This window comes from Paraburkholderia sp. J94, assembly GCF_905220285.1.
In the GTDB taxonomy this organism is placed as follows: Bacteria; Pseudomonadota; Gammaproteobacteria; order Burkholderiales; family Burkholderiaceae; genus Paraburkholderia; species Paraburkholderia tropica_A.
The window spans coordinates 480,957-506,807 of record NZ_CAJMZH010000001.1 but is presented as its reverse complement, the minus strand read 5'-3'; the positions used below and the strand labels follow the sequence as shown (position 1 = coordinate 506,807).

The following is a 25,851-nucleotide window of genomic DNA, read 5'->3' as shown; positions in this document are numbered from 1 at the left end:
CATGAACCTATTCGACTATCTCGCGTCGAGCTGGCCCGACCTGCTCCAGCTCACGCTGCAACACATCTGGCTCGTCGGCATCGCCGTGGGCTGCGCGATTATCGCGGGCGTGCCGCTCGGCGTGCTCGTGAGCCGTCACGAATGGCTCGCGGGACCGCTGCTCGGCCTCGCCACCGTCGTGCTCACGCTGCCGTCCATCGCGCTGTTCGGCCTGATGATCCCGTTCTTTTCGCGCTTCGGCCAAGGCATCGGCGCGGTGCCCGCGATCACGGCGGTGTTCCTCTACTCGCTGCTGCCGATCATGCGCAACACCTATCTCGCGCTGCGCAACGTGGAGCCGGGCATCAAGGAAGCTGGCACCGGCATCGGCATGACCTCGTGGCAGCGGCTGCGCCTCGTCGACCTGCCGCTCGCGGTGCCCGTGATTCTCGCGGGCGTGCGCACCGCGGTCGTGATGAACATCGGCGTGATGACGATCGCCGCCGTGATCGGCGCAGGCGGACTCGGCACGCTGATCCTGCGCGCCATCGGCCAGAGCAGCATGATGAAACTGCTGGTCGGCGCCGTGCTGGTCAGTATCGTGGCGATCGTCGCCGACCTGCTGTTGCAGGCCCTGCAACGCGCGCTCACACCGAAAGGAGTACAGAAGACATGATCGAACTCGACAAACTGACCAAGACCTTCGCACAGAAAGGCGGCCAGCCCGTGAAGGCCGTGGACTCCGTGAGCCTCTCGGTGCCTGAGGGCGAAATCTGCGTGTTTCTCGGCCCGTCGGGCTGCGGCAAGACCACCACGCTCAAGATGATCAACCGCCTGATCGAGCCGACCTCGGGGCGCGTGCTGATCAACGGCGAGGACACGACCGGCCTGAACGAAGTCGATCTGCGCCGCCATATCGGCTATGTGATTCAGCAGATCGGCCTGTTCCCGAACATGACGATCGAGGAAAACATCACGGTCGTGCCGCGTCTGCTCGGCTGGGACAAGAAGCGTTGCGCCGAGCGCGCGACCGAACTCATGTCGATGGTCGCGCTCGATCCGAAGCTGTATTTGAAGCGTTATCCGCGTGAATTGTCGGGCGGTCAGCAACAGCGTATCGGCGTGATTCGCGCGCTGGCCGCCGATCCGCCCGTGCTGCTGATGGACGAGCCGTTCGGCGCGGTCGATCCGATCAATCGCGAAACCATCCAGAACGAGTTCTTCCAGATGCAGCGGCAACTGAAGAAGACCGTGATCATGGTGAGCCACGACATCGACGAAGCGATCAAGCTCGGCGACCGCATCGCCGTGTTCCGTCGCGGCCAGCTCGTGCAATACGATCATCCCGATACGCTGCTCGCACGCCCGCGCGACGAGTTCGTCGCGCAGTTCGTGGGCCAGGACAGCACGCTCAAGCGCCTGTTGCTCGTGAAGGCCGGCGACGCCGCCACGCAGCCCGAAACGGCGCGCGTGGACACGCCGCTCACGCACGCCTTCTCGGTGATGGACGAAGCCGACACGCGCTATCTCACGGTGCTCGACGATGCGCGCCATGCGCTCGGCTATGTCACGCGCCGCGCGGCCCGTGGCGCCGATGGCGCGTGCGGCGAGCGCGTCACGCCGTTCGCGGCGTCGGTCTCGGCCGAAGACAATCTGCGCGTGGTGCTCTCGAAGATGTATCAGTTCAGCGCTTCGTGGATGCCGGTGCTCGACGCCGACGGCGGCTATGTCGGCGAGATCACGCAGGACTCGATCGCCGAGTATCTGAGCTCGGGCCGTTCGCGCCAGCAAACGGGCCAGGCGCCGGGTTCGTCCGTCAAGGCGGCTGCCACGGTCTGACGCGACTGCGCTCGCGTTCGCGAGACATCATGAAAAAGGGCTCGTTCGTGTCATGCGAACGAGCCCTTTCTTGTTTGGGGCGCTACAAAGCGAACGCGTTAGCGCGGGCCACCGCCGCCAGGACCACCGCCTGGGCCTCCGCCCGGTCCGCCGCCGGGACCGCCCGGGCCGCCGCCATAGCCGCCGCCAGGTCCGCCGGGGCCGCCGCCTGGTGGCGGTCCCCACCAGCAGCCGCCAAGCGCGGCGGTGAGGAACAGCGCGGTCAACATCGTGATCAGCTTCTTCATGGGCTCTCCTGTGGCGAAGGTCGAGCGCCGCGCGCACGCCACGCATCGACCGGGGACAAGCGCATGAGCAACGCGCATGCCTGCCACCTGGCCTCACACGCGATCAGCGATACGCGGCCGGCTCATTCGTACGACAAACATTCGACGCGCACGAAGGTCCAGCGTTCATTTTCTTAAGCGTTTCCTAAGCTCGTTGCACGCACAATCGCGGCTCGCCCACCGCGCCGTCACGCGCGCCCGAGCCCTACGCATGCAACGCCTTTATCATCATCGCGGCCACGCTATCGACGTCAGCGTCGAAACCGTCTGCCGCACGCCGGACGGCGCCGCCACGGCGCTCGACCATATCGCCGTCCTCCTGATTTCCGCAGACGAATCGCGCGAGCAACCGTTCGCGCGCTTGCGCATCGACCGCACGTCGGGCCGCGCGTTTGAGTCCGCAGCCGACGCACTGATGGGCGGTTACAGCGTGGGCCGGGGCATCGTCGACAAGCTCATCGACGACGGCGAACGCCACGCGCAAGACATCGCCAGCGACGCCGCCTGAACGCCTACGCCACCAGATAGCGCTGCACCAGACGCACCCAGGCAGCCGCGCCGAGCGGCAAGACGCGATCGTTGAAATCGTAGCCGGGGTTGTGCACCATGCAGCCGCCGAACTCGCCTTCGCCGTTGCCGAGCAGCAGATAGCAGCCCGGCACCGCGTTGAGCATCCACGCGAAATCCTCGCTGCCGTTCAGGCCTTTCGGCGCCTGCACCACCACGTTTTCCGCGCCGACCAGCTCCGCGCAAACCTGTTGCGCGAGCAACGTTTCATCGGGCGTATTCACCATCGGCGGCGTGAGCTGGCGATAGTCGATCTGCGCCTCCACACCATGCGCCTGCGCCGTCAACGCGATAATCTCGCGCACGCGCTGCTCCACCAGTTCACGCGTGTCCGGGCGCGCCGCGCGAATGTTCACGCCGAGTGTGACGGTTTCGGGAATCACGTTATGCGTGGCGCCGCCGCGAATGAAACCGACCGACACCACGGCCGTGTCGTCGGGCGCGACGTTGCGCGCGACCACGGTCTGCAAGGCCGTGATCAACGCGGCGGCGGCCACGACCGGGTCCTTCACGCGATGCGGCATCGCGCCGTGTCCGCCCACGCCCTTGAGCGTGACGTCGGCGACATCGGAAGACAAACTCACCGGCCCCGCCAGCACGCGGAACGTGCCCGCTGGCACGCCCGGCATGTTGTGCAGCGCGTACACGGCGTCGCAGGGAAAGCGCTCGAACAGGCCATCGTCGATCATGGCCTTCGCGCCGCAGAGGTTCTCCTCATCGGGCTGGAAAATCAGGTTCAGCGTGCCGTCGAAATCGCGCTTGTCGGCCAGCGCCTTCGCCGCCGCGAGCAGGATCGCCGTATGGCCGTCGTGGCCGCACGCGTGCATCTTGCCCGCGTTCTGGCTCGCATACGGCAGCCCCGTGTTTTCGACGATGGGCAAGGCGTCCATATCCGCGCGGATGCCCAGCCGCTTCGTGCCGTTACCAAGTTTCAAGTGCCCGACCACGCCGCTGCGCCCGATGCCCGTATGCACCTCGTAGCCCCATTGTTCGAGCAGCATCGCGACGAGCTTCGCGGTCGAGCCGACTTCGAAACCTAGTTCGGGCTGCGAATGAATCTGGCGTCGAATGCCGATGAAGGTTTCGGCATCGATGTCGATCTCGGGTAGCAGCGTCGGCAAAAGCTGAAACGGCGTGAGTGTAGGTTCGCGCTTCATGTCGATGTCATCCTCTCAGGTTCTTTGGCCGTGTCGGCTCGGGTTGTATTGGATGTTGCGCGCTCAGGCGACGCGGCGCTCGCGGATGCGCCATACCGCGAACAGCGTCACGCATCCGCACGCGACCATGTACAGCGCCGGCGAAAGCGGATTGCCGGTCTTCGCGATCAGCCAGGTGACGATGAACTGCGAGCTTCCGCCGAACACCGTCACGCCCACGCTATAGATCACCGACAGACCGCTCGCGCGCACCGAGGCGGGCAGCATCTCCATGAGCACGAGCAGCATCGGCGTGGAGCCGAGGTTGGCGCAGGCCGTCATGACGACCGAAAGCAGCAGCACGAGCGGCACACTCGGAAAGCGCGTCATCAGCCAGAATGCGGGCACCACGACGACGATGTTGAATACGATCGATGCGATCACGAGCGGCTTGCGGCGCGTGAGGCGGTCGGCGAGACGTCCCGAGACGAGCGACGCGATCAGCATCGTGATGCCCGTCGCGCAGCCCGAGAGCAGCGACAGCGACGGCGGCATCTTGAGCACGCGAATCATGTAGGTCGGCATGAAAAACACCACGAGATACATGCCGACCGTACCCGCCGTCACCGCGAGTATGCCGAGCCCCACCTTCGCGCCGTGCTCGCGCATGAGCGTGCCGAGCGGACTGGGCGCATCGGGTTCGGCTTCGTGCGTTTCGTCGAGTTTGGCGCGGATATAGAGCCCGACGGGCGCGATCGCGAGGCCGCCGAGAAACGGCAGGCGCCAGCCCCAGCTTTCGAGCGACGACGGCGTGAGCGTGGCGTACAGCGCGGCGCCCGTGAGCGCGCCGAGCAGCGCCGAGATCCCCTGGCTGCCCAGCTGCCAGCTCACGCGAAAACCGCGCTGGTTGACCGCGCCCGACTCCATCAGCATCGATGTGGACGCGCCGATTTCACCGCCGAGCGAAAAGCCCTGCAACAAGCGGCCCGCGAGCAGCACCAGCGAACCCCACACGCCCGCCTGCGCGTAAGTGGGCGCGAGCGCGATGCAGAGCGTGCCGCCCACCATCAGCGCGATCGTGAGCGTCATGGCGGCCTTGCGGCCGCGCCGGTCGGCGTAGCTGCCGATAATGAGGCCGCCGAGCGGGCGCATCACGAAGCCGATGCCGAACGTGGCAACCGCGAGCAGCAGCGAACCGTAGGGACTATCGGAGGGGAAAAAGAGCCGGCCGATCAGCAGCGCAAAGAAGCTGTAGACCGTGAAGTCGTACATTTCGAGCGCGTTGCCGATCGAGCAGGCGGCAATCAGGCGGAACTGGCTGGCGCGCGTTTGCGTGCGCGCGGGCGGCTGGAGGGCGGGCGCGTCGTCGGCGCTGCTGAGCGTTACGTCATTCATGGCGAATCTCCGCGGGCTGGACCGAACGGCGCGTTCGGGGCGGCGCGCTGTGCGCGCGGCCAGCCGCGCATCAGGCGATTCGATATTCAGCCCAAGCGGCTTTTTGAAAGAAGTGAGAAATTTTCATCGTGATAACCAGATGGAATCGCTTGAATAACTGGTTTGTTGGTGGGGTGGTTGGGAACTGGTAATTGGTGAGCGATCGCGCGCAAGTCAATAGAGGCTTTTCTTCCAACGGCGGCCCGCTGTTGTCGACGCCGCACGTTCTCGAGAACGACCTCGTGATATTTTTTCTTCAGGCGCTTCACCTACAATATTATTTCGCGAACCGGCCGCGCCCCCCGTTCTTCCCAGCGGCAAACGCAATATTTTTGCATTTCCACTGCCTTTGATGGATTTCTCGATGGCTGCTCAACTCGACGACTATGACCGGAAATTGCTTGCAGAAGTCCAGAACGATGCGCGCATTCCACAAAACGAATTAGGCGCGCGCGTCAACCTGTCGACTGCGGCAGTCAATCGGCGTTTGAAGCGTCTGTCCGATGACAAGGTCATTGAGCGGTACACCGCAGTCGTCAAATCCGATGCGGTGGGTTATCCGCTGATGATTATCGTGACGGTTGAGATCGAGCGGGAACAGATCGACCTGCTCGATGCAATGAAGCGAACGTTCGGAGCCTGCCCGCAAATCCAGCAGTGCTATTACATTGCGGGCGAGTGGGATTTCGTACTGGTGCTCGTCGTGCGCGATATGGACCAGTACGACGAGCTGACTCGCGAACTGTTCTTCGGCAATAACAACGTGAAGCGCTTCAAGACGCTTGTCGTCATGGACCGGGTGAAGGCTGGACTTAACGTGCCGCTTGGTATCGAGCCCTAAGTTCGGCGCGCAAGCGCGAGCGGGAAGCCATGTTGGCTGCACCGCCCCGCTCTGCACGACGCAACGAGTCAGCGTGTTGCGGAAGAAGGCGGCAGCCACGCAGCCTGTCTCGCGAGGACCGACTCGGCTGCCTCGCCGACGCACGCCTCGTAGACTGAGGGTGCAGTCGCGCCTTCGGTGCTGATGAGCAACACGCGCGACTGCGCATCGAGTCCGGCTTCCGCCTTCAACGCGGGTTGACGTAGCAGCGCGTGGAGGCCGGCGAGGCCCGCCGCGCCGGATTCGCCGATGACGAGCGGAGGATCGAAGGCGTTGCCGGCCGCGGCCACACGCATTGCCTGAACAGCCTCGGAGTCGTCGATCGTCATGAAATGATCGGCGCCCTTCTCCAGGATTTTCCACGCGAGCGGCGATGCTTCGCCGCACGCGAGTCCCGCCATAATCGAGTCGACGGAGCCCGTTGCCTTTTTCAGTCGGCCCGCGACGGCGCTTTGATACAGACAGTCCGCCTGCTGCGGCTCGACGACGACAAAGCGCGGGCGCCTGAGTTGATGAAACTCCCAAAGCTGTCCCACGATGCCGGCCGCGAGACCACCGACACCTCCTTGCACGAAAACATGCGTGAATGCGCAGTGGTCCGGAGTGCACTTCGCTTGTTCAATGACTTCCGCCGCGATGATCCCGTAGCCCTGCATCACGTCGCGCGGGACGTCCTCGTATCCCTCGTATGACGTGTCGGATACGACTTGCCAGCCATTCTGTGCAGCCAGTCGCGCGGCTTCTTCGACCGATTGATCGTAGTTGCCCGCGCTACGCACGATCCGTGCGCCGTACGCGGCGATAGCCTGCTCACGCTCGGCATTGACGTTCGCATGAAGCACGATCACGCATCCACATCCTATGGTTTGCGCGGCGGCGGCGAGCGCTTTGCCGTGATTGCCGTCGGTCGCACTAATCACCGTGAAGTGCGCAAGCAAATCACGGTGTCGTCCAGCAAACAGATCGTCTGCGCTCAACGCATGCTCCGGCCAGCGACGCTTGATCAACCGTACCAGCGCGATCGGCGCGCCGAGCGCCTTGAAGCTCCCGAGCGGTGAACGGGTCGATTCATCTTTGAGGCTGATTTGTGCAACGCCGAGCTGCTGCGCGAGTCCTGGCAGCGTCCACAAGGGCGTGCCGGCCATGTTGATACCGGGCCAAAAGGAAAGCCACTCCCGACTTTCATTGACCGCTGCGATATTCAATATCTCTTTCAGTCGATCAGGATAAGGCGAATGTGCAATGTGTCTGTTCGATGTAAACATCATAAAACTCTTTATATAAAAGATTAGATGGGCTGGTGATCGAAACGATCGTCAAGTGTTCCGGCGAAGACCATCCGAACGGCATACGTAAATGGTAATGCGCCCAGCTCTCTCGTTTTTATCGAAACAGAAACAGACAATGCAAATTCGTATCGAATGGCGGATGAAATGCGAGATTTCTTTCAACGGTGAAGGAATGCAGTTATGGAGCAGTCCGATGCCGGCTTGCCGCAGGCGGACCCACGTCGCCCGAGGTGAATAAATTTGCAGCAGCGAGCGCTATTTAGAGAAAAATTCGCGAAATCATCTTCGACGCCCATATTGGATATCAGGACGCATCGATAGACTTCTTCCACGCCTTGTAAAGCGCTCGCGAGTAGTTCTTCGCTTTACCCTGGGTCGATCGGAAGTCAACCATCACTGAACCTCAAGTGGAGATCAATATGATTGTTGTGCGTGGCAAGTCAAGTCTGGTCGCCGTCGTGGCGCTTATATTCTTAGCGATCGCGACGACTTCGAATGCCGATGAAATTGTCAGGATTGGACACTTCGCTCCATTGACCGGCATGAGCGCCCATGTGGGCAAGGACGACCAAAATGGTGCGCGTCTCGCGATCGAGGAGATCAACGCGAAGCAACTGGTGATCGCAGGCAAGAAGGTCAAATTCGAACTCGATGCTCAGGACGACGCAGCGGATCCCAAAACGGGCACCGTCGTTGCCCAGAAGCTCGTCGACGACGGTGTGGTCGCCGTCATTGGCAGCGACATGTCGAGCACAACCATTCCCGCCGCCAAGATCTTTAGCGATGCAGGAATCGTTCAGATTTCACCGGGCGCAACCAATCCGGCCTATACCTTGCTCGGTTACAAGACTGCGTTCCGCGTGGTCGGTACTGATGCGCAGCAGGGACCGGCACTCGCGAACTACGCGTTGACGGCGCTGAAAGCGCGGACTGTGGCAATCGTGGACGACTCGACGGCCTATGGCCAAGGGCTCGCCAGCGAGTTTGAGAAAGGAGCGAGGAAGCAAGGCGCGACCGTGCTTTCGCACGACGCGACGAACGACAAGGCCGTGGACTTCCGCTCGATCCTCACCAGGATCAAGGGCGAGCATCCTGACGTCATCATGTACGGCGGCGAAGACGCAACGGGCGGCCCGTTCGCGAAGCAAGCGGCGAAACTCGGCATTCACGCGCGAATTCTCGCGGGCGATGGCGTGTGTACGGAGTCGCTGGCAGAACTGGCCGGTACGGCAACCGATAACGTTATCTGCTCTGAAGCCGGAATGGCGCTTTCGAAGATGCCGGGAGGGGCGGCATTTAGCGAGAAGTACAAAAAGCGCTACGGGCAACCTATCCAGATTTACGCACCGTATTCATACGACTCCGTGTACATCCTTGTGGACGCGATGAAACGCGCCAACTCGACCGCCCCCGCAAAAATTCTTGCTGCCATGCCATTGACCCATTACGAGGGTGTGATCGGCCAAACGGCATTCGACTCGAAAGGTGATTTGGAGCAGGGTGTGATCTCGCTCTTTTACTACAAGCAGGGCGAAAAAACACTCATCGACATTATGAAAATGTAAGGACGGCGCAGTTTCGGATTCGCTGCGATATCGTCGCGCAAAACGCGGCGAACCCGCTCAGCCGGAAACTGATGTCGCTCAGGCCACTTCTTCGCCGAGCGTAAACTGCGCTGCCGTCGCTGCGAGCATGCGTGCCTGGTCTTCAAGCGAACTCGCAGCGGCGGCGGCTTCTTCGACCAAGGCCGCATTCTGTTGAGTGGCGTTGTCCATGTTATTCACCGCGATGCTGACCTGACTCAGCCCGTGACTCTGCTCCTGCGTGGCCGCGGCGATTTCCGACATGATCGCGTTCGTACGCGCGACCGCATCGATCAATTCGGTCATGGTGTCGCCAGCTTCGTTGACCTGTTTCGCACCGTCGTCGATACGCGTCGTCGACTTTGCGATCAGCTCGCGAATTTCCTTCGCGGCTGCCGAAGAACGCTGGGCGAGCGTGCGGACTTCGCCCGCCACGACCGCGAAGCCACGCCCCTGATCTCCGGCACGCGCGGCTTCGACTGCCGCGTTGAGCGCGAGAATATTGGTCTGGAAGGCAATGCCTTCGATGATCGCGGTGATTTCAGCCACCGACGCGGAACTTTGGCTGATGTCGCCCATGGTCTTGACGACGCGCGACACAACCTCGTGCCCGCGCCGTGCAATGTTCGATGCCGTCGACGACAGTTCGCTTGCGCGCTGCACGTTATCCGCGTTTTGACGGACCGTGCTCGTCAACTCATCGGTGCTCGTTGCCGTTTCCTGAAGCGATGCCGCTTGCGATTCCGTGCGCGCCGAAAGATCCGCGTTGCCGGCGGCGATCTGACGCGTGGCGCTTGCGATCGCGTTGCTGCCTTCGCTCAGCGTGCGTACCGTCTTCCGAAGATTCGTCTGCATTTCCACGAGACCGCCGAGCATACGCCCCATTTCGTCGTGCGTGCGAACCTCGATCTTGCGGCTGAGATTGCCTTGCGCAATCTGTCCGAAATGCGCCACCGCGTCGTTCACCGGGACGAGAATTGCCTTGCGCAGAAAATACCAGCTACCGACCGCAGCGCACAGGCCCGCGAGAATTGCGCCAATGCTGGCCGCGACGAATAGATGATAGTGACGCTCCGTGGTCTCGTACTCTTCCTTCGACTGCTTGAACTGATAAGTCTTCAGCGCGTTCGCCGCCTCCTGCATGGTCGTGTAGATCTTGCCCACACTGAACATCAGCTTGAGGATTTCGTCGCGATCTCCACGCTGCGTGGCGTCGCGAAAACGTGCGAGTTCGGCTTCCGTTGCCTGGTATTGCTGCGTCACGCTCGATGCCAGTTGGTCCTCTTCTGCATCGCGCGGCAAAGAAAGATATTTTTGCCAGGCGGCTTCCGCGGCGTCCCGAACTTCCCTTTCCTTGCCGTACATGTTCTGTGCGTCTTGCGAGCCGGGATTGATCGCCGCGCGATCGAGCGACGTGCGCTGACGGCCAACCATGATCGTCATCTCACCCACGGCGATCGACTTCGGCAGTTGTTCGGAGTACGTATGCCGGTTCGCGTTGTTGCTGGCGACCATGCCGACAAGCCCAAACGCGCCGATGACAATCAGCAGAACGCCAAGAAAGGACATCGCCGCAATGAGGCGGCCGTTAATCGAAAGATGGGTGCGTAGCATCGTCATGAGAGGACTGTCGTTGGTCTGTCAATCAGGCAGGGTCAGTTCGGTACATTCTTAATGAATATCGGCAACGTCACCCACACCTTTAGTCGTTTTACATATTAATTCTGTGTCGCCAGCGACATTTCCATCACAACTTCATACGCATACCTGATTAAATAGTTGATCACGAGAAGTCTGCACCATGATCGATCACTTGACCCGTGACGGCACTGTGTCGTCACGGGGCAAAGTCGGTGAGCGCATGTCGCTCTCACCGGGTCAAACGCTTTCGCAAACGCGTTACGGGTTCTCCGCGCGCGTGGGCTGCGCCGATGCCTTGACCGCTTCGCGTACCTTCGCGACCTGATCCGCCGTGACCGCCGGCGCGTGATTGCCCCAGCTCGATCGCACGAAAGTCAGCACGTCGGCGACATCGCGGTTAGTCAACCGATCCGAGAAGCCCGGCATGCCATAGTGTGTCGGCGCCGATTTAGTCCACGGCATTTCGCCACCTTGCAGCACGAGATGGATCAGCGAAGTCGGATCATCCGAATTCACCGCCGACGAAAGCGCAAGTGCCGGGAAAGTGCCGGAATACCCCACGCCGGTCGTGCGATGGCACGCAGCACAGTTGTCAACGTAGGTCAGCGCGCCATTGCTGCGATCGGTGCCCGCGCGCAACGCGGTGGCGGTAGCCGGATTGGGCAGCAGCGCACTGCCTGCGGCGTCAGCCGGCGCGAGCGTCTTCAGATACGCGGCGATCGCGAAGAGATCCGCATCGCTCATATGCTGCGTGCTGTTCTCGACCACTTCCGTCATGCCGCCGAAGGCCGCCGAATGCGCCGTGCGTCCGCCCTTCAGGAATGCGACGATATCCGCCTCGCTCCACGTGCCGAGACCGTCCTTGCTGTCGCCGCGCAGGTTCTTCGCGAGATAGCCATCGATCACGCCACCCGAGAGGAACGTGTGGCCGTCGTCAGTCAGCGACTTCTCCTGCAAGCCGACGCCGCGCGGCGTGTGGCACGCGCTGCAATGCGCGAGACCTTCCACCAGATAGCGGCCGCGCACGATCGGATCGTTCGGCAGCGGGCGGTCGTCCGTGATCGCGTCCGGCGCGAACGCCATGCGCCAGAAACGCAGCGGCCAGCGCATCGAGAGCGGCCAGACGATATCGGTCGACCGGTTCGGCTGCGCGACCGGCTGCACGCCATGCATGAAGTACGCGTAGAGCGCCTTCACGTCCGAGGGTTTGACCTTCGCGTAGGAGACGTACGGCATGGCGGGATAAAGCGACGAGCCATTCTTCGCCACGCCGCGACGCACGGCATCGTCGAACTCCTGGAACGTGTAGTCGCCAATGCCCGTCGCCTTGTCCGGCGTGATATTGGTCGAATAGATCTTGCCGATCGGCGAGTCGATACCCAGACCGCCCGCGAAGGGCTTGCCGTTCTTCGCGGTGTGGCACGCGATACAGTCCGCTGCCGCCGCGAGATAGCGGCCCTTTTCGATGAGCGCCTTGTCGGCGTCGCTCATCGCGGCTGTCGCTTGCGGTTGCGCGGCCTGCGTTGCCACGCGCGGCGCCGAAGCCGGCTCCTGTGCGAACGCATAAGCGGCCCACGCCGCGCCCGCGACCATCGCCGAGGACAACGCGGCCATCGTGATTTTCTTCATCGTCATCGCGCGCTCCTCAAGCCTGAACCAGCGGAGCCGGATTCTTCAGATACTGCTCGCGGATCGCCTTCGCCGAGTGATACGCGAGCGCCGCCACGATGCCAGTCGGGTTGTAACCCATGTTCTGCGGGAACGCCGAAGCGCCCAGCACGAACACGTTGTGCACGTCCCAACTTTGCAGATACTTGTTGACCACACTGGTCGCCGGCGACGAGCCCATCACCGCACCGCCCGTCGTGTGCGTCGACTGATACACGCGCGTGTCGTAGTGCTGCCCCTTCTTGCGGATCGCGCGGTAATGCTTCTCGGGGTTCATCGCCTTCGCGACTTCTTCCATGCGCGTGCCGATGTAGTCGAGCATGTTGTACTCGTTGTCGTGCCAGTCGAATGTCATGCGCAGCAGCGGCAGGCCGTGCGCGTCGCGATACGTGGGATCGAGGTCGAGATAGGCGTCGCGATACGGCATCACCGAACCCGAAATGCCGATCGTCATGTAGCGCTGATACGCGTCGTTCACGCCCGCCTTCCAGCCGCTGCCCCACGTGGGCGTGCCCGGCACCGTCGCGGCCTGATTGATCGGCCGGCCGCCCGTGCGCACGTGGCGAATGCTCGCGCCGCCCACAAAGCCGAGCGGACCATGATCGAACTGGTCGCCGTTGAAGTCGTCCATGCCCACGCCGCCCGCGCCGGTCCCGATAAACGGATTGAGCTGCGTGCCCTTCGGCAGCAGCACGTTGATGCCGCCGTTCATCTGGTACGCGTAGTTCCGGCCCACAACGCCTTCGCCCGTCTTCGGGTCGTACGGCTTGCCGATACCCGAGAGCAGCAGCAGACGCACGTTGTGCATCTGGAATGCCGCGACGATCACGATGTCCGCAGGCTGTTCGACTTCGCGGCCTTGTGCGTCGATGTAGGTCACGCCCGTCGCGCGCTTGCCTTCGGAATCGAGCAGCACCTTCGTCACGTACGATTTGGTACGGAGTTCGAAGTTATTCTTCTTCAGTAGCACCGGCAGAATGGTGGTCTGCGGCGAGGCCTTCGAATACATGTAGCAGCCGAAGTCTTCGCAGAAGCCGCAGAAGTTGCACGGTCCGAGACGCACGCCATACGGGTTCGTGTACGGCGTGGACGCGTTCGCCGCCGGCGCCGGATACGGATGGAAACCGAGATCTCGCGCGGCCTTCTCGAACAGCGTCGCGCCCAGACCGTTCTTCAGCGCGGGCGTCGGGAATTCGTTCTTGCGCGCGCCTTCGAGCGGATTGCCGCCCGGCTGGATCTTGCCGTTGAGATTACCCGCCGTGCCCGACGTGCCGAACACCTTCTCCGCGAAGTCGAAGAACGGCTCCATCTCGTCGTAAGTCACGCCGAAGTCCTGCACCTGCATGCCTTCGGGAATGAACTTCTTGCCGTAGCGCTCCTCGTAGCGCGTACGCAGTTCCAGTTCCTCGGGCAGCATGCGGTAGTGCATGCCGTTCCAGTGGAAGCCCGCGCCGCCCACGCCATTGCCGAGCAGAAACGAGTGATGCTGACGATACGGCACCGCGAGGTCGTCCACGCCGTGACGGATCGTGACGGTTTCCTTCGACAGATCCTGGAACAGCTCGCCGCGCACGGCGTACTTGAGTTCGTCGACGACTTTCGGATACGCCGCATCGGTGGGCGTGTCGCGCATCGCGCCGCGTTCGAGCGCGACCACGTCGAGGCCCGCGTCCGTGAGTTCCTGCGCCATGATCGCGCCGGTCCAGCCGAAGCCGACGATCACGCAATCGACCTTGTTCTTCTTGATCGTCATGACTTACCCCCGACGGCCGTTGATCGAAACGGGACCGTACGGGTACTTGACGCCCGGCTGATCGATCCAGTCCATGAAGTCCGCGCGCGCGCCAGGAAAGCCGACCATCTTCCAGCCGACCATGCCCTGATTGCCGCCGTAGATCGGATCGGCCAGAAAGCCTTCCTTGGTGTTGCCGAGCAGTGTCGCGAAGAAGGTCTTCGAAGGCACGCTGTCAAATGCGGGCTTGCCGTGTTCCAGTTCGTGGAGCACGGCTTCCTGGGTCGCGACGTCGAGTTCCGCGAAGACCTTTCCGCCGTGCTGCTGCTTGCAATACGCGTTGCAGGCTTCGATGCCGTGGCGATAGACCTCGCGCGGCGACAGGTTGATCTGATAACCCATCTCGGGCACGGAGTCGGGATGAAACGGCCCTTGCATGTACCAAAGCTTGCCGTGACCGTAGGGCGTGTCCATCTGCTTGTCGATGTATTCGGGCACGCCGGCTTGCAACGCCCCCGCTCCGAGGCCGTCCGCGGGAATCAGGCGATCGACGGCAGCGCCGATAAAGCGCCATTCGTCCTCGGTGAAATATTGCGGGGCGTAAGGCGCCGCTGCGCCTTGTGACGAAACTGCGCCCGACGAAGGTGCGTCACCACAGGCCGACTCGGAGAGCGCCGTGGCCGTCGCGACGGAAGTGACCGGGACAACCGCCAGCATCTGCCGCAAGAAGCGGCGACGCGGTTCGTGATTATTTGACATCTGTGATTCCTGCTTATTGGAATGCCAGCATCGGACCAGCAAATGCGGCTGTGGGGACGTACCAGGCTGAGTTTTGCGCGCTCATCCCCAACACAATTTTTTCGGACTACTGATTACACGCGCGCGTAGCGCCGACCCAACAGCTGTCGGCCGAGGAGACAAATACGACGAATCCGCGAGATGCCGGGCCGATTGACCGAACGACCCAAGGCATCTGCTCCATTGTTAATTGTTAACAATGGAGCAGATGGTAGCGCGACGCTAGGTCGCAGGTCAATTAAGCGTCCCAGATTTCGTGTACATTTTTGTTAATTGTTGACAATTCGACGACTCAGGACCTAGACTCCCGACACGGGAAGGAGCGCCGCGTGCAAAAAATCGCCGGTATTAACAAAAAAGCATTGGGGCACCAGGCGGCCGATTGGATCCGCAACGCCATTGCGGCGGGTAGCATCGCGCCCGGAACACGACTGACGGAGATCGGCCTTGCCGAACAGATCGGGCTCTCGCGCTCGACCGTGCGCTCCGCGATGGAGCGCCTTTCCGGCGAAGGCCTGCTCGTGCAACATCCGTATTCCGGCTGGGAGGTCATGTCCCTGACCGTGAAGGATGCGGAGGATCTCTACGCCGTTCGCAGCACACTAGAGGCGTTGGCCGCACGTCTTGCGGCCGAAAACCTGGACGACGCGGGCCGCGAGGTACTCGAGAATTCACTGGCGGCACTCCTCGCCGCCGTGGAATCCGGCGACCGCGACGCCATCGCGCATGCGGATCTCGAAGTGCATACCGTCATTGTCGATTTGTCGGGCAATGCACGCCTCAGCAATCACTATGCGCAGGTAGTCGATCTCGCGCGCGTCTATATCCGCTGGACGAACACCATGCATGCCGGAAGCCTGGACCGCATGCTCAGAGATCACCGCGAACTGGTCGCGCTGATCGTCGCTCGCGATGCGGCTGCAGCAGAGAAACTCGCCTTCGAACACGTGTCTCGCAGCGGCAAGTCTCTCGTTGAGGCCATGAACGGTTCGCCCGAGTTTTCGATCAACTACGATTAATAAGCGATCTTCAATGGATTCCAGCGGCCTGGAGTTCGTCGAATGTCTATCAGCCGCATGTGCATCGGCCACGGGTCACACTAATCACACTCAGCCAGCCGCCCTGCCTTCGATGCTGGCTCGCTTCATGGAAAGCGCATCGGCCGGCAGAGTCTTTGGCTCACAATGACACCCTCTACATTCAAGCCGCGATCTCATCGAGCTTGCGTCCGCGTGTTTCGAGCGCGAATACACCGACCACCATCGCGCCGAGCAGCGAGACGAGCGCGAAGTAACCAAACACCGCTTCGACACGCAGATACGTCAGCAACGCGCCAATCACCAGCGGTCCGATCACCGACGCAATGCGCGTAATCGCCGATGCCGCGCCCGCGCCGGTCGCGCGAATGCGGGTGGGATAGACCTCGGGCGCATAAACGTAGATACCGCACTGCACGATCGCAATCATCGCGACGCTCACCGAGGCCAGCACAAGCACCTCGCCGGCGCTCACGCGCGTGCCGCTCAGGGCCAGCCAGAACATGGGCAGCGCCGCGCCCAGAAATGCGATCGCGAACGTCTTCCTGCGGCCGAGCCAGTCGATCGCGAAGGTGCCGATGAACGTCCCCAGCAGCGTCGCGATCATGCTCACCATGCCGTAGCGCAGCGCGACCTCCAGCGGCAAGTGATAAACGGTGCGATACAGCGACGGCAGCCACACCAGAATCCCGTAAGTCGTCAGGCTGCCGCAGCCCGCCATCAGCCAGACCACCAGCGTGCGTCGCGCCAAGCCGCGCGCGAACAGCGCCCGGAACGATTCCTTGCGCTCGGGCGTGCCGGTCACGGCGATGTCGAGCGTGCTTGCGTCCAGCCGCAGCGCGCCGGATGTCGTGCGCTCCATCGCGTCGACGATGACGCGCGCTTCGTCGGCGCGGCCGTTGATCGCGAGCCAGCGCGGCGACTCCGGCGCCACGCGCGGCAGGATCGCCGCCAGCACGATCGGCAGGCCGCCCACGAGAAACATCACCTGCCAGCCGTAGGCCGGAATCAGCCAGAGCGCCGCGACGGCTGCCACGAGATTGCCGAGCGCGAACGTGGATTGCAGCACGAAGATCACGCGTCCGCGAATGCGAGCAGGACACACTTCGTTCATGTAGGTCGCCGAAACGGGCGACTCGCCGCCCAGGCCGATGCCCTGCAGAAAGCGCAGCGCAATGAACACCGCATAGCCGGGCGCGAAGGCCGACGCCACGCTGCCGAGCGCCAGCAGCACGAGCAGCCAGCGCAGCACGCGCAAGCGTCCGAAACGCTCGGCGGCGGCGCTGAACAGCAGCGCGCCGATCGTCTGCCCCACATAGCCACTCGACACCAGCAAGCCCGCTTCGGTGGGCGTGAGATGCCAGAGGCCCATCAGGACCGGCATCACGAACGCGATAGTCAGCGCGTCGAAGGCGTCGGTCATATGCACCAGACCGATCATGCCGAGCACGCGCGTATGCCAGCGCGTGAACGGCAGACGTTCGATGCGCGCGGAGATCAGCGCGGCTTCATGCCGACCGGCGACGTGCGCGTCGTCGATCGTCTCGTACTCATTCGCAAGACGTGTCAGTTCCATCGTGTCCTCGAAGGAAACGTTTCTGGGTGAAAGGGACAGAAAACAACGGGAAAACAGCGGGAAAACAGCAGGAAAACCGCGGGACATCGCGCGCATCAGCGCGCGATGCGTGAAGGGTCAGACGTGATCAGGCGAGATCGAGCACCAGCGTGCCGCTTTGCGCGCCGGACACGCAGATCATCATCGCGTCGTTCGCGGCGCGTTCGGACTGCGTGAGCACGCTGTCGCGATGATCGACACAGCCGCCGAGCACGCGCGTCTGGCACGCGCCGCAAAGCCCTTCGCGACAGCTGTATTCGACGTCGACATCGGCGTCGAGCAACGCGTCGAGCAAGGGCTTGCCAGCCGGTACGAACAGCGTCCGACCGCTACGCGCGAGCTCCACCGTGTAGCCGGTGCGCTGCGCGCTCTCGACCGGCGCGCTTGCCGCGAAGCGCTCGATGTGCACGTTGTCGATGCCCGCCTCGGCGCACGCCAACTGGAACGCATCGAGCATCGCACCGGGGCCGCAGCAATACGCGTGCACGTCGCTGGGCTGACGCGCGAGGCAAGCGGCGAGATCGAACGGACGGCCGTCGTGTTCGTCGTCGAAATGCAGCTGCACGTCGCCGCCCAGCGCGGCCAGTTCGTCGAGAAACGCGGCTTGTGCACGGCTGCGCGCGCAATAGACGAACTGCACCGCGCGCCCGCGTTCACGCAGCTTGCGGTACATGCACAGCATCGGTGTCACGCCGATGCCGCCCGCCACCAGCAGCGTCGACGACGCCGCTTCGTCGAGCGCGAAGTTGTTACGCGGCGCGCCAATCGACAGCGTCGCGCCGCAGCGCAGTTCCTCGTGCAGCCAGCGCGAACCGCCGCGGCTCTTTTCGTCGTGCAGCACGCCGATCACATAGCGGCCCTGCTCCTCGGGCGCGTTGACGAGCGAGTAGCTGCGCGTGAGGCCGTTGGGCAAATGCACGTCGAGATGCGCGCCGGGCGTGAAAGGCGGAAAGACCTCGCCTTCCACGGGCACCAGTTCGATGCTCGCAATGCGCTGCGCCTCGTGGCGCAGCGTGCGCACGCGCGCCTGCAAGCGCGCGTTCGTGCCCGTGCCCGCGCCGTGAGTGGAGTCGTTCATCATGTGACGAGGCTTCCGGAGAATCACAAAAGGGAGCGGCGTCAGGCCGCTTCGCTGTTCGGAGCGGCGTCGGCATCGTCGGCATCGTCGGCGGCAGTGGCGGCGTCTGCGTTGGCACGCACGCCATGCACCGAGAAGAACCGCGCGCGCTCGACCTTCTGCCCGATCGCCGCTTCATACGCCTCGCGCACCGCCTCCGGCTGACCATACTGGCCGATGAAGTCGCGCAGATATGCACCGAGCAGCGGATGCGCGGCCAGCGCCTCGCGCGTCAACCCGTTCATCATTTCGTCGCGGCACGCCGACGGCAAAAACACGTTGTGGTTCGCCTGCGGATCGGTGATGAGCCCCTTCGGCGTCTTGCCCTCAGCCACCGCTTCGAGTTCCTCGAAAAAGCGCCGACGCAGCATCACGATGCCGCGATCGCTCGCGCCGAGCGTTTCCTTCGTGCGGTCGGTGATCGCGCCCTGCCCGACCCACGCGGCGAAATCCTGATTCGCAACGTGCGTGGTGATCCACTCGCCCTGCTCGTCATACAGCGGCCCGTACCACGCGGGAATATGGTCCTGCACGTAGGGCTCGCGCTCCTTCGGCACCTTGTTGAGCACCCAGAGAATGCTGAGCGTGTTCGTGTCGTCGATAGGCACGCGCCATTCGAAGTGATGCCCGAGATAGAAAGCATTCGGCCAGAGCGTCACGCGGCCCGTGGTCCACATCGGGTTCGCTTCGTTTTCATGCGCACGCAGCCGCTTGTAGACGAAGCCGTGCTCGAACTCCTCGTACAGCGTGCGCAGATGCGTCGGCACGTGTTCGGCGTGGCTGTCCTGCTGGCGCGAGGTCCAGTTGTTGTGGGTCCACTCGAAATGGATCGGGTCGATGGAATTTTCCTGGCACTGAAACCAGTTGCACGGAATCTCGGCCATCACGACCTGGGCGAAGCCGTTCGGGTAGTTGAACGGCTCCCAGTCGGGCAATTCCGGTGCGGGCGCGCTGCCCATGTACGCCCAGATCATGCCCGCCTTCGCGCGCACTTCGTAGGCCGTGATCTTCGTTTTCTGGCGCAGGCGCGCATCGACGTCGACGATTTCCTCGAACGGCTGATGCGTGCATTGCCCGCTCGCATCGAATTCCCAGCCGTGATACGCGCAGCGCAAGCCGCACTGCTCGACGAAGCCGAATGCGAGATCGGCATTGCGATGCGGGCAGCGGCGCTGCACCAGCCCGAACGTACCGCTCAGATCCTTGAACAGCACGAGGTCTTCGCCGAAGAGACGAATGGGGCGAACCGCCTTGTCGTCGAATTCCGCCACGCCGGCGATCGGATGCCAGTAGCGGCGCAGGTAGTCGCCCATCGGCGTGCCCGGTCCCACCTCGGTCAGCAAGCGGTTTTTTTCAGCGCTCAACATGTCTTGTGTCCTCACTCGTTGGAAACGCGGCGTCATGCGAAAGCAGTGCATGGCCGTCGATGAGTGCATTTTTCGCGACGCCCTCCACGCCCACAACTGCCTCAAAATCCAAAAAAGTCGCCGATCGTCTCAACCGTCATCGCGAGGCCCGGGTCGCGCCGCGTCCTGTCGATGGATGCATTTTTTGCTTGATGTCAAAAAACTCTCGCCGCAGAATGTCGGTTCATTTATGTTCTATCTGTTCATTTTTGAACACATCAACGAGCCCGACGGACGAGACAGACATGCTGAAAATTGGAGTGGTGGGTGGCGGAATTGGCGGACTGGCGGCGGCGATCGCCCTGCACCGCGCGGGACATCGCGTGACGGTGTTCGAGCAGGCGGAGCGCTTTGGGCGCGTGGGCGCGGACATCAATCTCACGCCGAACGCGGTGCGCGCGCTCGACGGCCTCGGCGTGGGCGAGCAGCTGCGCGAGACCGCCGCGCGCCCCAATGCCCGCATCAGCCGCACGTGGGACACGGGCGAGGAAACCTCGCGGCTCGCCATGTCGGACGAAGCCGAGCGCCAATACGGCGCGCCGCAATTGACGATGCACCGCGCCGACGTGATGAGCGCGCTCGAAGCCGCGCTCGCGCCCGGCGTGCTCCAGCTCGGCCAGCGCACGGTCTCGTTCGCGCAGGACGCCGACGCGGCCACGATCACGCTCGCGGACGGCACGTCGCACGCATTCGACCTCGTGATCGGCGCGGACGGCATCCACTCGGGCGTGCGCCGCCATCTGTTCGGCGCGGAGCATCCGCAGTTCACGGGCATCGTCTCGTATCGCGCGGTCGTGCCCGCCGAGCGCCTCAGCGGCATCGACACCGGTGCGTTCGTGAAATGGTGGGGACCGAGCGACGACTTGCAGATCGTCACGTTCCCGCTCAACCGGGGCCGCGACGTATTCATTTTCGCGACCACCTCGCAAAGCGACTGGACAAACGAGTCGTGGACGCTGCCCGGCGACCCCGACGCGCTGCGCCGCGCCTATGCCGCGTTTCACCCCGAAGCGCGCGCGCTGCTCGACGCCTGCGACACGGTTCTCGCCTCGGCGTTGTATATTCGCGATCCGTTGCCGCAGTGGAGCGGTGCGCGCATGACGCTGCTCGGCGACGCCTGCCACCCGATGATGCCGTTCATGGCGCAAGGCGCGGGCATGGCGATCGAGGATGCCGTGGTGCTCGCGCGCGCGCTGACCGACGTGGCGCCCGCCGGACTCGACGACGCGCTCGCGCGCTACGCGCGTGCGCGGCAGGAACGCACGGCGCGCGTGCAGATCGGCTCGCGCGGCAACAACTGGCTCAAGACCGGCGGCAACGCCGACTGGGTCTATGGTTACGACGCGTGGACGGTGCCGCTGCATTGAGCGGCTGCACTGAGCGAATAGCCGCCACGCCTTTCAACAGGATCAGATGAATACGGATACGTCTTCACCCCCGTCCGCCGATGCGGCCAGTTCACCCGTCGAGCGGGCGTTTCGCCTGCTGCGCTACATCGCGGAAGGCGGCTCGACCGCCAACCTCAGCGACGTCGCGCGGCAGATCGGCGTGAACCGGGTGACCGTGATGCGGCTCATCGAGTCGCTCAAGGCCGCGGAACTGATCCAGGAGCATCCGGCGGGCGGCTCGCATCGGCTCGGCATGCCGTTCCTGACGCTCGCCGCGAGCGCGCTCGGCGCCTCGGATCTCACGGCGCGCGCGCGGCAGATCCTGCCGGTGCTCGTCGAACAGACCGGGCTTTCGGCGTTTCTCGCGGTGCTCGAAGGCGCGGAGATCGTCTATCTGCTTTGCGAAACGCCCGATACGCCGCTCGTGACCCGCATTCGCGCGGGCAGCCGCATTCCCGCGCATCACGCGACGCCGGGGCTCGCCATGCTCGCGTGTCTGCCCAAGGGCGCGGTGCAAGCGCGCTATGAACAACATCCGTCCAACGAGCGCCCTGCTGACTGGGCGACGCTGGACGCCACGCTCGACGTCATCCGCACGAATGGCTGCGCCTGGAGCTTTTCCGGGCTCGAAGCAGGCGTCGACTCCTGCGCGGCGGCCGTGTGCGACAGCCGCGGCGAAGTGCTTGCCGCGCTCAGCATCGCGGGACCCAATACCGCGTTCTCCGTCGATGAAAGCCTGCGCATGCGCGTGGAAACCAGCGTGAAAAATGCTGCACTCACGCTGTCGCGTTCCTGCCTTTAACTCGCACGGCCGCCCTTTCTTCATGATTGCAGACCCGCCCGCACGGGATGCCGGTAGAACGCGCTCAGGAGCCGCAAACGCAACCTGCTAAACTAGCTGATTGCCGGCCTTTATGTCTTTTTGTGCATGTCTATCGTCAAGAGCAGTTCGAAGGGTGGCCTCGTCTACTCCACAGATGGCGGACGGATGTGTCCCGAGTGCCGGCGCACGGTCGCGCAATGTGTATGCAAGACGATTGCCCAGACACAAGCACCAGGGGACAGCGTCGCGCGGGTACTTCGCGAGACCAAAGGCCGAGGCGGGAAGTGCGTGACGGTCGTGAGAGGATTGGCGCTCGACCCCGTTGCCCTCGCGTCGCTCGGCAAACAATTGCGCACCGCCTGCGGTTCGGGCGGAACGGTCAAGGATGGCGTGATCGAGGTGCAGGGCGACCACTGTGACCGTATTATCGAAGCGCTCAAAAAGTCCGGTCATCGGGTGAAGCGCGCCGGGGGCTAATTCCTTCGGTTGACGCAGGCGAAAATCACAAACGACCACGCTCAAGCGGTAACACGCCAACATCGTCTATTCGCGAACGTCATCGCGCAATCGAGCGCTGCCCGTCACTGTCATCCGACTCACCATGGATCGATCGCACCACGCTTTCGGCGCATGGATGACGACACACGCCGCGCCATACGCTTCGACGTCGCTGCGAGCTAGCGAACCCGCGAACCCGCGAATAGCCCCAGACAAGATCACCCGCCCGCTAAAAAACGCGTGCCTTCGGTTGTCGGGGTCCGGGTATTCGCGAGACATCAATCATGCTGGAGAGAGGCAAATGAAGAAAGGAAAGGCGAAACTCACACGTCTTGATGCTGAACGACTCTTCGAGGGACTTCCCGCCTCGAACGCACGCGTGTCAAGTCGGCCGGAGAACCCATTCGACACAGGGATGTTCACCGAGAGCAAACGCATCGACGACGAAGCCAAGCTCTGGAAAGACAACCTCATCACGCTCCCGCTAGCCATCACATTGCCTGCTGGATACGCGTCGGTATCCGCCTTGCGCGAGGCGATGGTGCGCGCATGGCGCGTGAGGTGGGTGCGGGAAGAGGGAAAGCTCGTTGTCGCCGAATTTCCCGAGGGATGGACAGCCGTTCGTCCGCAGAGTGGCCCGATAGAGTTGCGCGACGCCACGGGTGTGGTCCGCGCCCTTTTTGGATGGGCCGAGGACGCCGAAGTCCGGATTCTGCCGAGGTATCTGGTTGAGTCGCAGACGAACAGTTCAAGTGGACTGGGCAGCCTCGTTGTCCGAGATAGAGGAAACGGCCAGATCCTCGAGAGATCGTCAATCTGGTCCGCGAAAACGGGTACCCATCATCCGGATTGGGGCAAGCTGTCACTGTGGCTCAGTTCACGTTACCCACAACATGGCGATCCGCTGCGCTACTGGAGCGATTGCGAGGAAAACATCAAAAATTAGGCGACTTCTGCGGGCCTGGTTCCGCGTGCGCACACTACCGTAATTGGCGTTGCGGGTTGGCCAGCGCGCCGGCGCTTCATTCAGTTTCCGCGTTCGGCACCAGGGTCGGATTCGCCCGCATTGCTCTCTATGCGCCTTTCAGCCAGGGCATTTCCACAGGCGACACCACCAGCTGTCGGGACTCACGCTGCAGCTCGAAGATGAACCCGACCAGGATCATGGAGTCGGCATAGGGAATCGGAAATACGTGAGGATTTTCTGCGGCACGTAGCGGGCGCGTGGGCGTGTCCGCCGTCGTTGCGGCGTTTTCGCGGACGCTTTCCAGTTCGTCGGCCATCGACTGCCCACTGACTTTCATGACGCGGCTACGCAGGTCGCTGAAGGGTTCAATGCGCGCCCCGTCTTCATTGTATTCGGGCACTTCATAGATAAACCAGGACACTTTTTTCTCCCTGAAAAAGGCCGTTATTCTAACAGCGGGAGTCAGTGGTCGCCCCAAGCGACCCAATGCTGCTGACTCGATTATTCGCGGCAAGTGATGGCAATGCAACGGGTTACAGCTGCTAACGGCATTGCGAGACAGTTACTCCGTAGCATAGGCGTTCGCATTGGCGTGGACCCGCCATTTGCATTGAGTCGGGTTGTGCGTTCCCGGCAGGAGCACCGCGCCCCAGACGATGATCGCGCCCGGTCGGGCGGTACGGCGAGGCGGCAGCGTTGGCGCGGTCGGCCAAAACGAGACGCTCGCTCGATCGCGCTGAGTGGCTGAGAATTGGCGGCGGATTCAACCGGTCGATGCAACACCTAAAACTGCCCTGTCACCTGGAAGCCGAGCGTCACATGCGACGCAGGAAATCCATCCGGTTTATAAACGGGTGTCCCAGCGAACACGTCATAGCTCAGGGTGGCAAAGCGCGCGGGAACCGCACCCTTGAAGCCGATCACCGCCCCGGCCAGTTGCGTACCCGACAAATACTGCGCGGATGGCCCCCACACGTGGCCGTAGTCCAGCCCGGCATAGACAGCCTGGCCGGTGTTGCCAATCGGGTATTGCACTTCATTGCGCCAATAAAAACCTTTCTCCGCCGCCAGCATCGTTTCGCCGTCAAAGCCGCGCACTGTGTAACGGCTACCGATGGTCAGGTCGTCAATGTAATTCAGCGTGTCGTTCGTGTACTGGCCGTGAACGGTTCCGACATACGCGAGACGCTGACCCGCAACCGCGAACGGCACAGACAGGTTCGCGTCGAGCGTAGCCATGTGAAAACGATACGTTGGGCCATCAACGACATCAGGCGAGGCACCCAACCAGCCGATACCCTGACGATAAGCGAGCGTGCCGTCGAATTGCGCCGCACCGAAATAGTGACGGTCGGTCAACCCTGCTTCGATAAAGGTGTTGTCGCGATGCTGTTGCGGGATTTCGGTGTCTTCGATGAAACTCGCGCCAAAACGCTTGATGAGCTGGAATTCCGCACCGAACACGTCGTTCTCGCCGCGCCGCAATACACGTTGCAACTTGAGTCCAGCAGTCTGCGAATTGCCGCTCACGACATACGTCTGATTCACGCCAGCAACGTTCTCGTAGTACGTGTTCGTATAGCCGAACAGCGTGGCGGTCCAGTAGCCCCAAGGCACCGAATAAGAACCGTTCCAGCCATGCGTGCCGACTCCGTGATCGCCAAACTGCAAATCCTGATTAAATCCGGCGGTGAGGATGTCGTTCAGGCCGAGTAGATTGTCGATTCCTAGCGAAACAGTTCCAATAATGCTGCCAGTTTCGCGCGTGCCGGAGTCATCGACGGACGCAACAAATGTCCAGGGTTTTGCGCGCTTCACTGCAATCTCAACGTCGCTTTCGCCAGGCGCACTTGCGGGGAACAATTTGCATTGTTGCGTCCTGGCTGCTTACACGCTTCATCTGCTCGACACCCTGCTCCAGATCGCGCAGGTTCACCACGTCGCCATCGCGCGTTGGAAATGCCGTTTTCCAGGTGCCGCGCGTGGAAGCATCCTTGAAGCGAAAACGGTGACAGCGCGCTGCTGCTGTATCTGTTGATCCTGCTGCGCGTTTGCACGCGCAGCCGTCGCGGCAGATTCCCCGTTACCTGGATTTTTTTGCGCATGCGCGAGCGCTATGGCGGCTGTA

23 protein-coding genes and 1 pseudogene are annotated in these 25,851 nt (G+C 62.6%); 10 read left to right on the top strand and 14 right to left on the bottom strand.

Annotated elements, in window-relative coordinates; all coding sequences use genetic code 11:
* The first annotated feature begins 1 nt into the window (after nt 1).
* Nucleotides 2-655, top strand: a complete 654-nt coding sequence (locus U4Y88_RS02220) for an ABC transporter permease (RefSeq protein ID WP_224006078.1) — start codon at nt 2-4, stop codon at nt 653-655.
* Complete coding sequence (locus U4Y88_RS02215) at nt 652-1,818, top strand: ABC transporter ATP-binding protein (protein ID WP_321781915.1); 1,167 nt, start codon at nt 652-654, stop codon at nt 1,816-1,818. Before U4Y88_RS02220 ends, U4Y88_RS02215 begins: the two co-directional genes overlap by 4 nt.
* Nucleotides 1,819-1,916: 98 nt before the next feature.
* On the opposite strand, the gene U4Y88_RS02210 is transcribed toward U4Y88_RS02215, so the two are convergent.
* The gene (locus U4Y88_RS02210) at nt 1,917-2,105 is read right to left on the bottom strand and encodes a hypothetical protein (RefSeq protein WP_321781913.1); all 189 of its coding nucleotides are present in this window, start codon (nt 2,103-2,105) and stop codon (nt 1,917-1,919) included.
* Between the two features lie 250 nt (nt 2,106-2,355).
* Between U4Y88_RS02210 and U4Y88_RS02205 the strand changes: the two genes are divergently transcribed.
* Nucleotides 2,356-2,652 (top strand): hypothetical protein, encoded by a 297-nt coding sequence (locus U4Y88_RS02205; RefSeq protein WP_321781911.1) that lies wholly within the window; start codon nt 2,356-2,358, stop codon nt 2,650-2,652.
* Between the two features lie 4 nt (nt 2,653-2,656).
* Here the strand turns inward: U4Y88_RS02205 and U4Y88_RS02200 are convergent, their stop codons facing one another.
* The 3 genes from U4Y88_RS02200 to U4Y88_RS02190 form a co-directional block, all read right to left on the bottom strand.
* A complete protein-coding gene (locus tag U4Y88_RS02200; RefSeq protein WP_321781909.1) occupies nt 2,657-3,868 on the bottom strand; it encodes a M20 aminoacylase family protein in 1,212 nt (403 codons plus the stop codon).
* A 63-nt stretch (nt 3,869-3,931) separates the two neighbouring features.
* The gene (locus U4Y88_RS02195; protein WP_310631356.1) at nt 3,932-5,242 is read right to left on the bottom strand and encodes an MFS transporter; all 1,311 of its coding nucleotides are present in this window, start codon (nt 5,240-5,242) and stop codon (nt 3,932-3,934) included.
* Between the two features lie 86 nt (nt 5,243-5,328).
* On the bottom strand, nt 5,329-5,550 hold the full coding sequence (locus U4Y88_RS02190; RefSeq protein WP_321781907.1) for a hypothetical protein: 222 nt from the start codon (nt 5,548-5,550) through the stop codon (nt 5,329-5,331).
* 95 nt (nt 5,551-5,645) lie between these two features.
* Here U4Y88_RS02190 and U4Y88_RS02185 point away from each other — a divergent pair, with 95 nt between their 5' ends.
* The gene (locus U4Y88_RS02185) at nt 5,646-6,122 is read left to right on the top strand and encodes an Lrp/AsnC family transcriptional regulator (RefSeq protein WP_224006061.1); all 477 of its coding nucleotides are present in this window, start codon (nt 5,646-5,648) and stop codon (nt 6,120-6,122) included.
* Nucleotides 6,123-6,190: 68 nt separating this feature from the next.
* On the opposite strand, the gene U4Y88_RS02180 is transcribed toward U4Y88_RS02185, so the two are convergent.
* Nucleotides 6,191-7,426: a diaminopropionate ammonia-lyase gene (locus U4Y88_RS02180; protein ID WP_321781905.1), complete on the bottom strand. Its 1,236-nt coding sequence runs from the start codon at nt 7,424-7,426 to the stop codon at nt 6,191-6,193.
* A 443-nt stretch (nt 7,427-7,869) separates the two neighbouring features.
* Here U4Y88_RS02180 and U4Y88_RS02175 point away from each other — a divergent pair, with 443 nt between their 5' ends.
* On the top strand, nt 7,870-9,015 hold the full coding sequence (locus U4Y88_RS02175) for a branched-chain amino acid ABC transporter substrate-binding protein (protein WP_321782244.1): 1,146 nt from the start codon (nt 7,870-7,872) through the stop codon (nt 9,013-9,015).
* Nucleotides 9,016-9,093: 78 nt separating this feature from the next.
* On the opposite strand, the gene U4Y88_RS02170 is transcribed toward U4Y88_RS02175, so the two are convergent.
* The 4 genes from U4Y88_RS02170 to U4Y88_RS02155 form a co-directional block, all read right to left on the bottom strand.
* Nucleotides 9,094-10,653 (bottom strand): methyl-accepting chemotaxis protein, encoded by a 1,560-nt coding sequence (locus tag U4Y88_RS02170; RefSeq protein WP_321781903.1) that lies wholly within the window; start codon nt 10,651-10,653, stop codon nt 9,094-9,096.
* 279 nt (nt 10,654-10,932) lie between these two features.
* Entirely contained in the window at nt 10,933-12,303 is a 1,371-nt protein-coding gene (locus U4Y88_RS02165; RefSeq protein ID WP_321782242.1) for a cytochrome c, read from the bottom strand.
* Between the two features lie 16 nt (nt 12,304-12,319).
* Nucleotides 12,320-14,095, bottom strand: coding sequence for a GMC family oxidoreductase (locus U4Y88_RS02160; RefSeq protein ID WP_321781901.1), 1,776 nt, complete (start codon nt 14,093-14,095; stop codon nt 12,320-12,322).
* Nucleotides 14,096-14,098: 3 nt separating this feature from the next.
* A complete protein-coding gene (locus tag U4Y88_RS02155) occupies nt 14,099-14,833 on the bottom strand; it encodes a gluconate 2-dehydrogenase subunit 3 family protein (RefSeq protein ID WP_321781899.1) in 735 nt (244 codons plus the stop codon).
* Between the two features lie 368 nt (nt 14,834-15,201).
* On the opposite strand from U4Y88_RS02155, the gene U4Y88_RS02150 reads away from it, so the two are divergent.
* Complete coding sequence (locus tag U4Y88_RS02150) at nt 15,202-15,891, top strand: GntR family transcriptional regulator (protein ID WP_224006043.1); 690 nt, start codon at nt 15,202-15,204, stop codon at nt 15,889-15,891.
* Nucleotides 15,892-16,072: 181 nt separating this feature from the next.
* Here the strand turns inward: U4Y88_RS02150 and U4Y88_RS02145 are convergent, their stop codons facing one another.
* The 3 genes from U4Y88_RS02145 to U4Y88_RS02135 all read right to left on the bottom strand — a co-directional run bounded on the left by U4Y88_RS02145 (nt 16,073) and on the right by U4Y88_RS02135 (nt 20,008).
* A complete protein-coding gene (locus tag U4Y88_RS02145) occupies nt 16,073-17,485 on the bottom strand; it encodes an MFS transporter (protein ID WP_321781898.1) in 1,413 nt (470 codons plus the stop codon).
* 127 nt (nt 17,486-17,612) lie between these two features.
* The gene (locus tag U4Y88_RS02140) at nt 17,613-18,605 is read right to left on the bottom strand and encodes a PDR/VanB family oxidoreductase (protein WP_321781896.1); all 993 of its coding nucleotides are present in this window, start codon (nt 18,603-18,605) and stop codon (nt 17,613-17,615) included.
* Nucleotides 18,606-18,643: 38 nt separating this feature from the next.
* Nucleotides 18,644-20,008, bottom strand: a complete 1,365-nt coding sequence (locus tag U4Y88_RS02135; RefSeq protein ID WP_321781894.1) for an aromatic ring-hydroxylating dioxygenase subunit alpha — start codon at nt 20,006-20,008, stop codon at nt 18,644-18,646.
* Nucleotides 20,009-20,292: 284 nt separating this feature from the next.
* On the opposite strand from U4Y88_RS02135, the gene U4Y88_RS02130 reads away from it, so the two are divergent.
* The 4 genes from U4Y88_RS02130 to U4Y88_RS02115 all read left to right on the top strand — a co-directional run bounded on the left by U4Y88_RS02130 (nt 20,293) and on the right by U4Y88_RS02115 (nt 23,702).
* Nucleotides 20,293-21,414, top strand: a complete 1,122-nt coding sequence (locus tag U4Y88_RS02130) for an FAD-dependent monooxygenase (protein WP_321781892.1) — start codon at nt 20,293-20,295, stop codon at nt 21,412-21,414.
* A 46-nt stretch (nt 21,415-21,460) separates the two neighbouring features.
* Nucleotides 21,461-22,237: an IclR family transcriptional regulator gene (locus U4Y88_RS02125; protein ID WP_310631348.1), complete on the top strand. Its 777-nt coding sequence runs from the start codon at nt 21,461-21,463 to the stop codon at nt 22,235-22,237.
* Between the two features lie 126 nt (nt 22,238-22,363).
* Nucleotides 22,364-22,735 (top strand): translation initiation factor Sui1, encoded by a 372-nt coding sequence (locus U4Y88_RS02120; protein WP_224006025.1) that lies wholly within the window; start codon nt 22,364-22,366, stop codon nt 22,733-22,735.
* Between the two features lie 322 nt (nt 22,736-23,057).
* A complete protein-coding gene (locus tag U4Y88_RS02115) occupies nt 23,058-23,702 on the top strand; it encodes a hypothetical protein (RefSeq protein ID WP_224006022.1) in 645 nt (214 codons plus the stop codon).
* A 127-nt stretch (nt 23,703-23,829) separates the two neighbouring features.
* On the opposite strand, the gene U4Y88_RS02110 is transcribed toward U4Y88_RS02115, so the two are convergent.
* Nucleotides 23,830-24,144 carry a helicase gene (locus U4Y88_RS02110; protein WP_224006019.1) on the bottom strand — a complete coding sequence of 105 codons (315 nt, stop codon included), beginning with the start codon at nt 24,142-24,144 and terminating at the stop codon, nt 23,830-23,832.
* Between the two features lie 362 nt (nt 24,145-24,506).
* Nucleotides 24,507-25,725 (bottom strand): annotated as a pseudogene (locus U4Y88_RS02105) (ShlB/FhaC/HecB family hemolysin secretion/activation protein); the annotation flags it as partial.
* Nucleotides 25,726-25,851 lie beyond the last annotated feature (126 nt).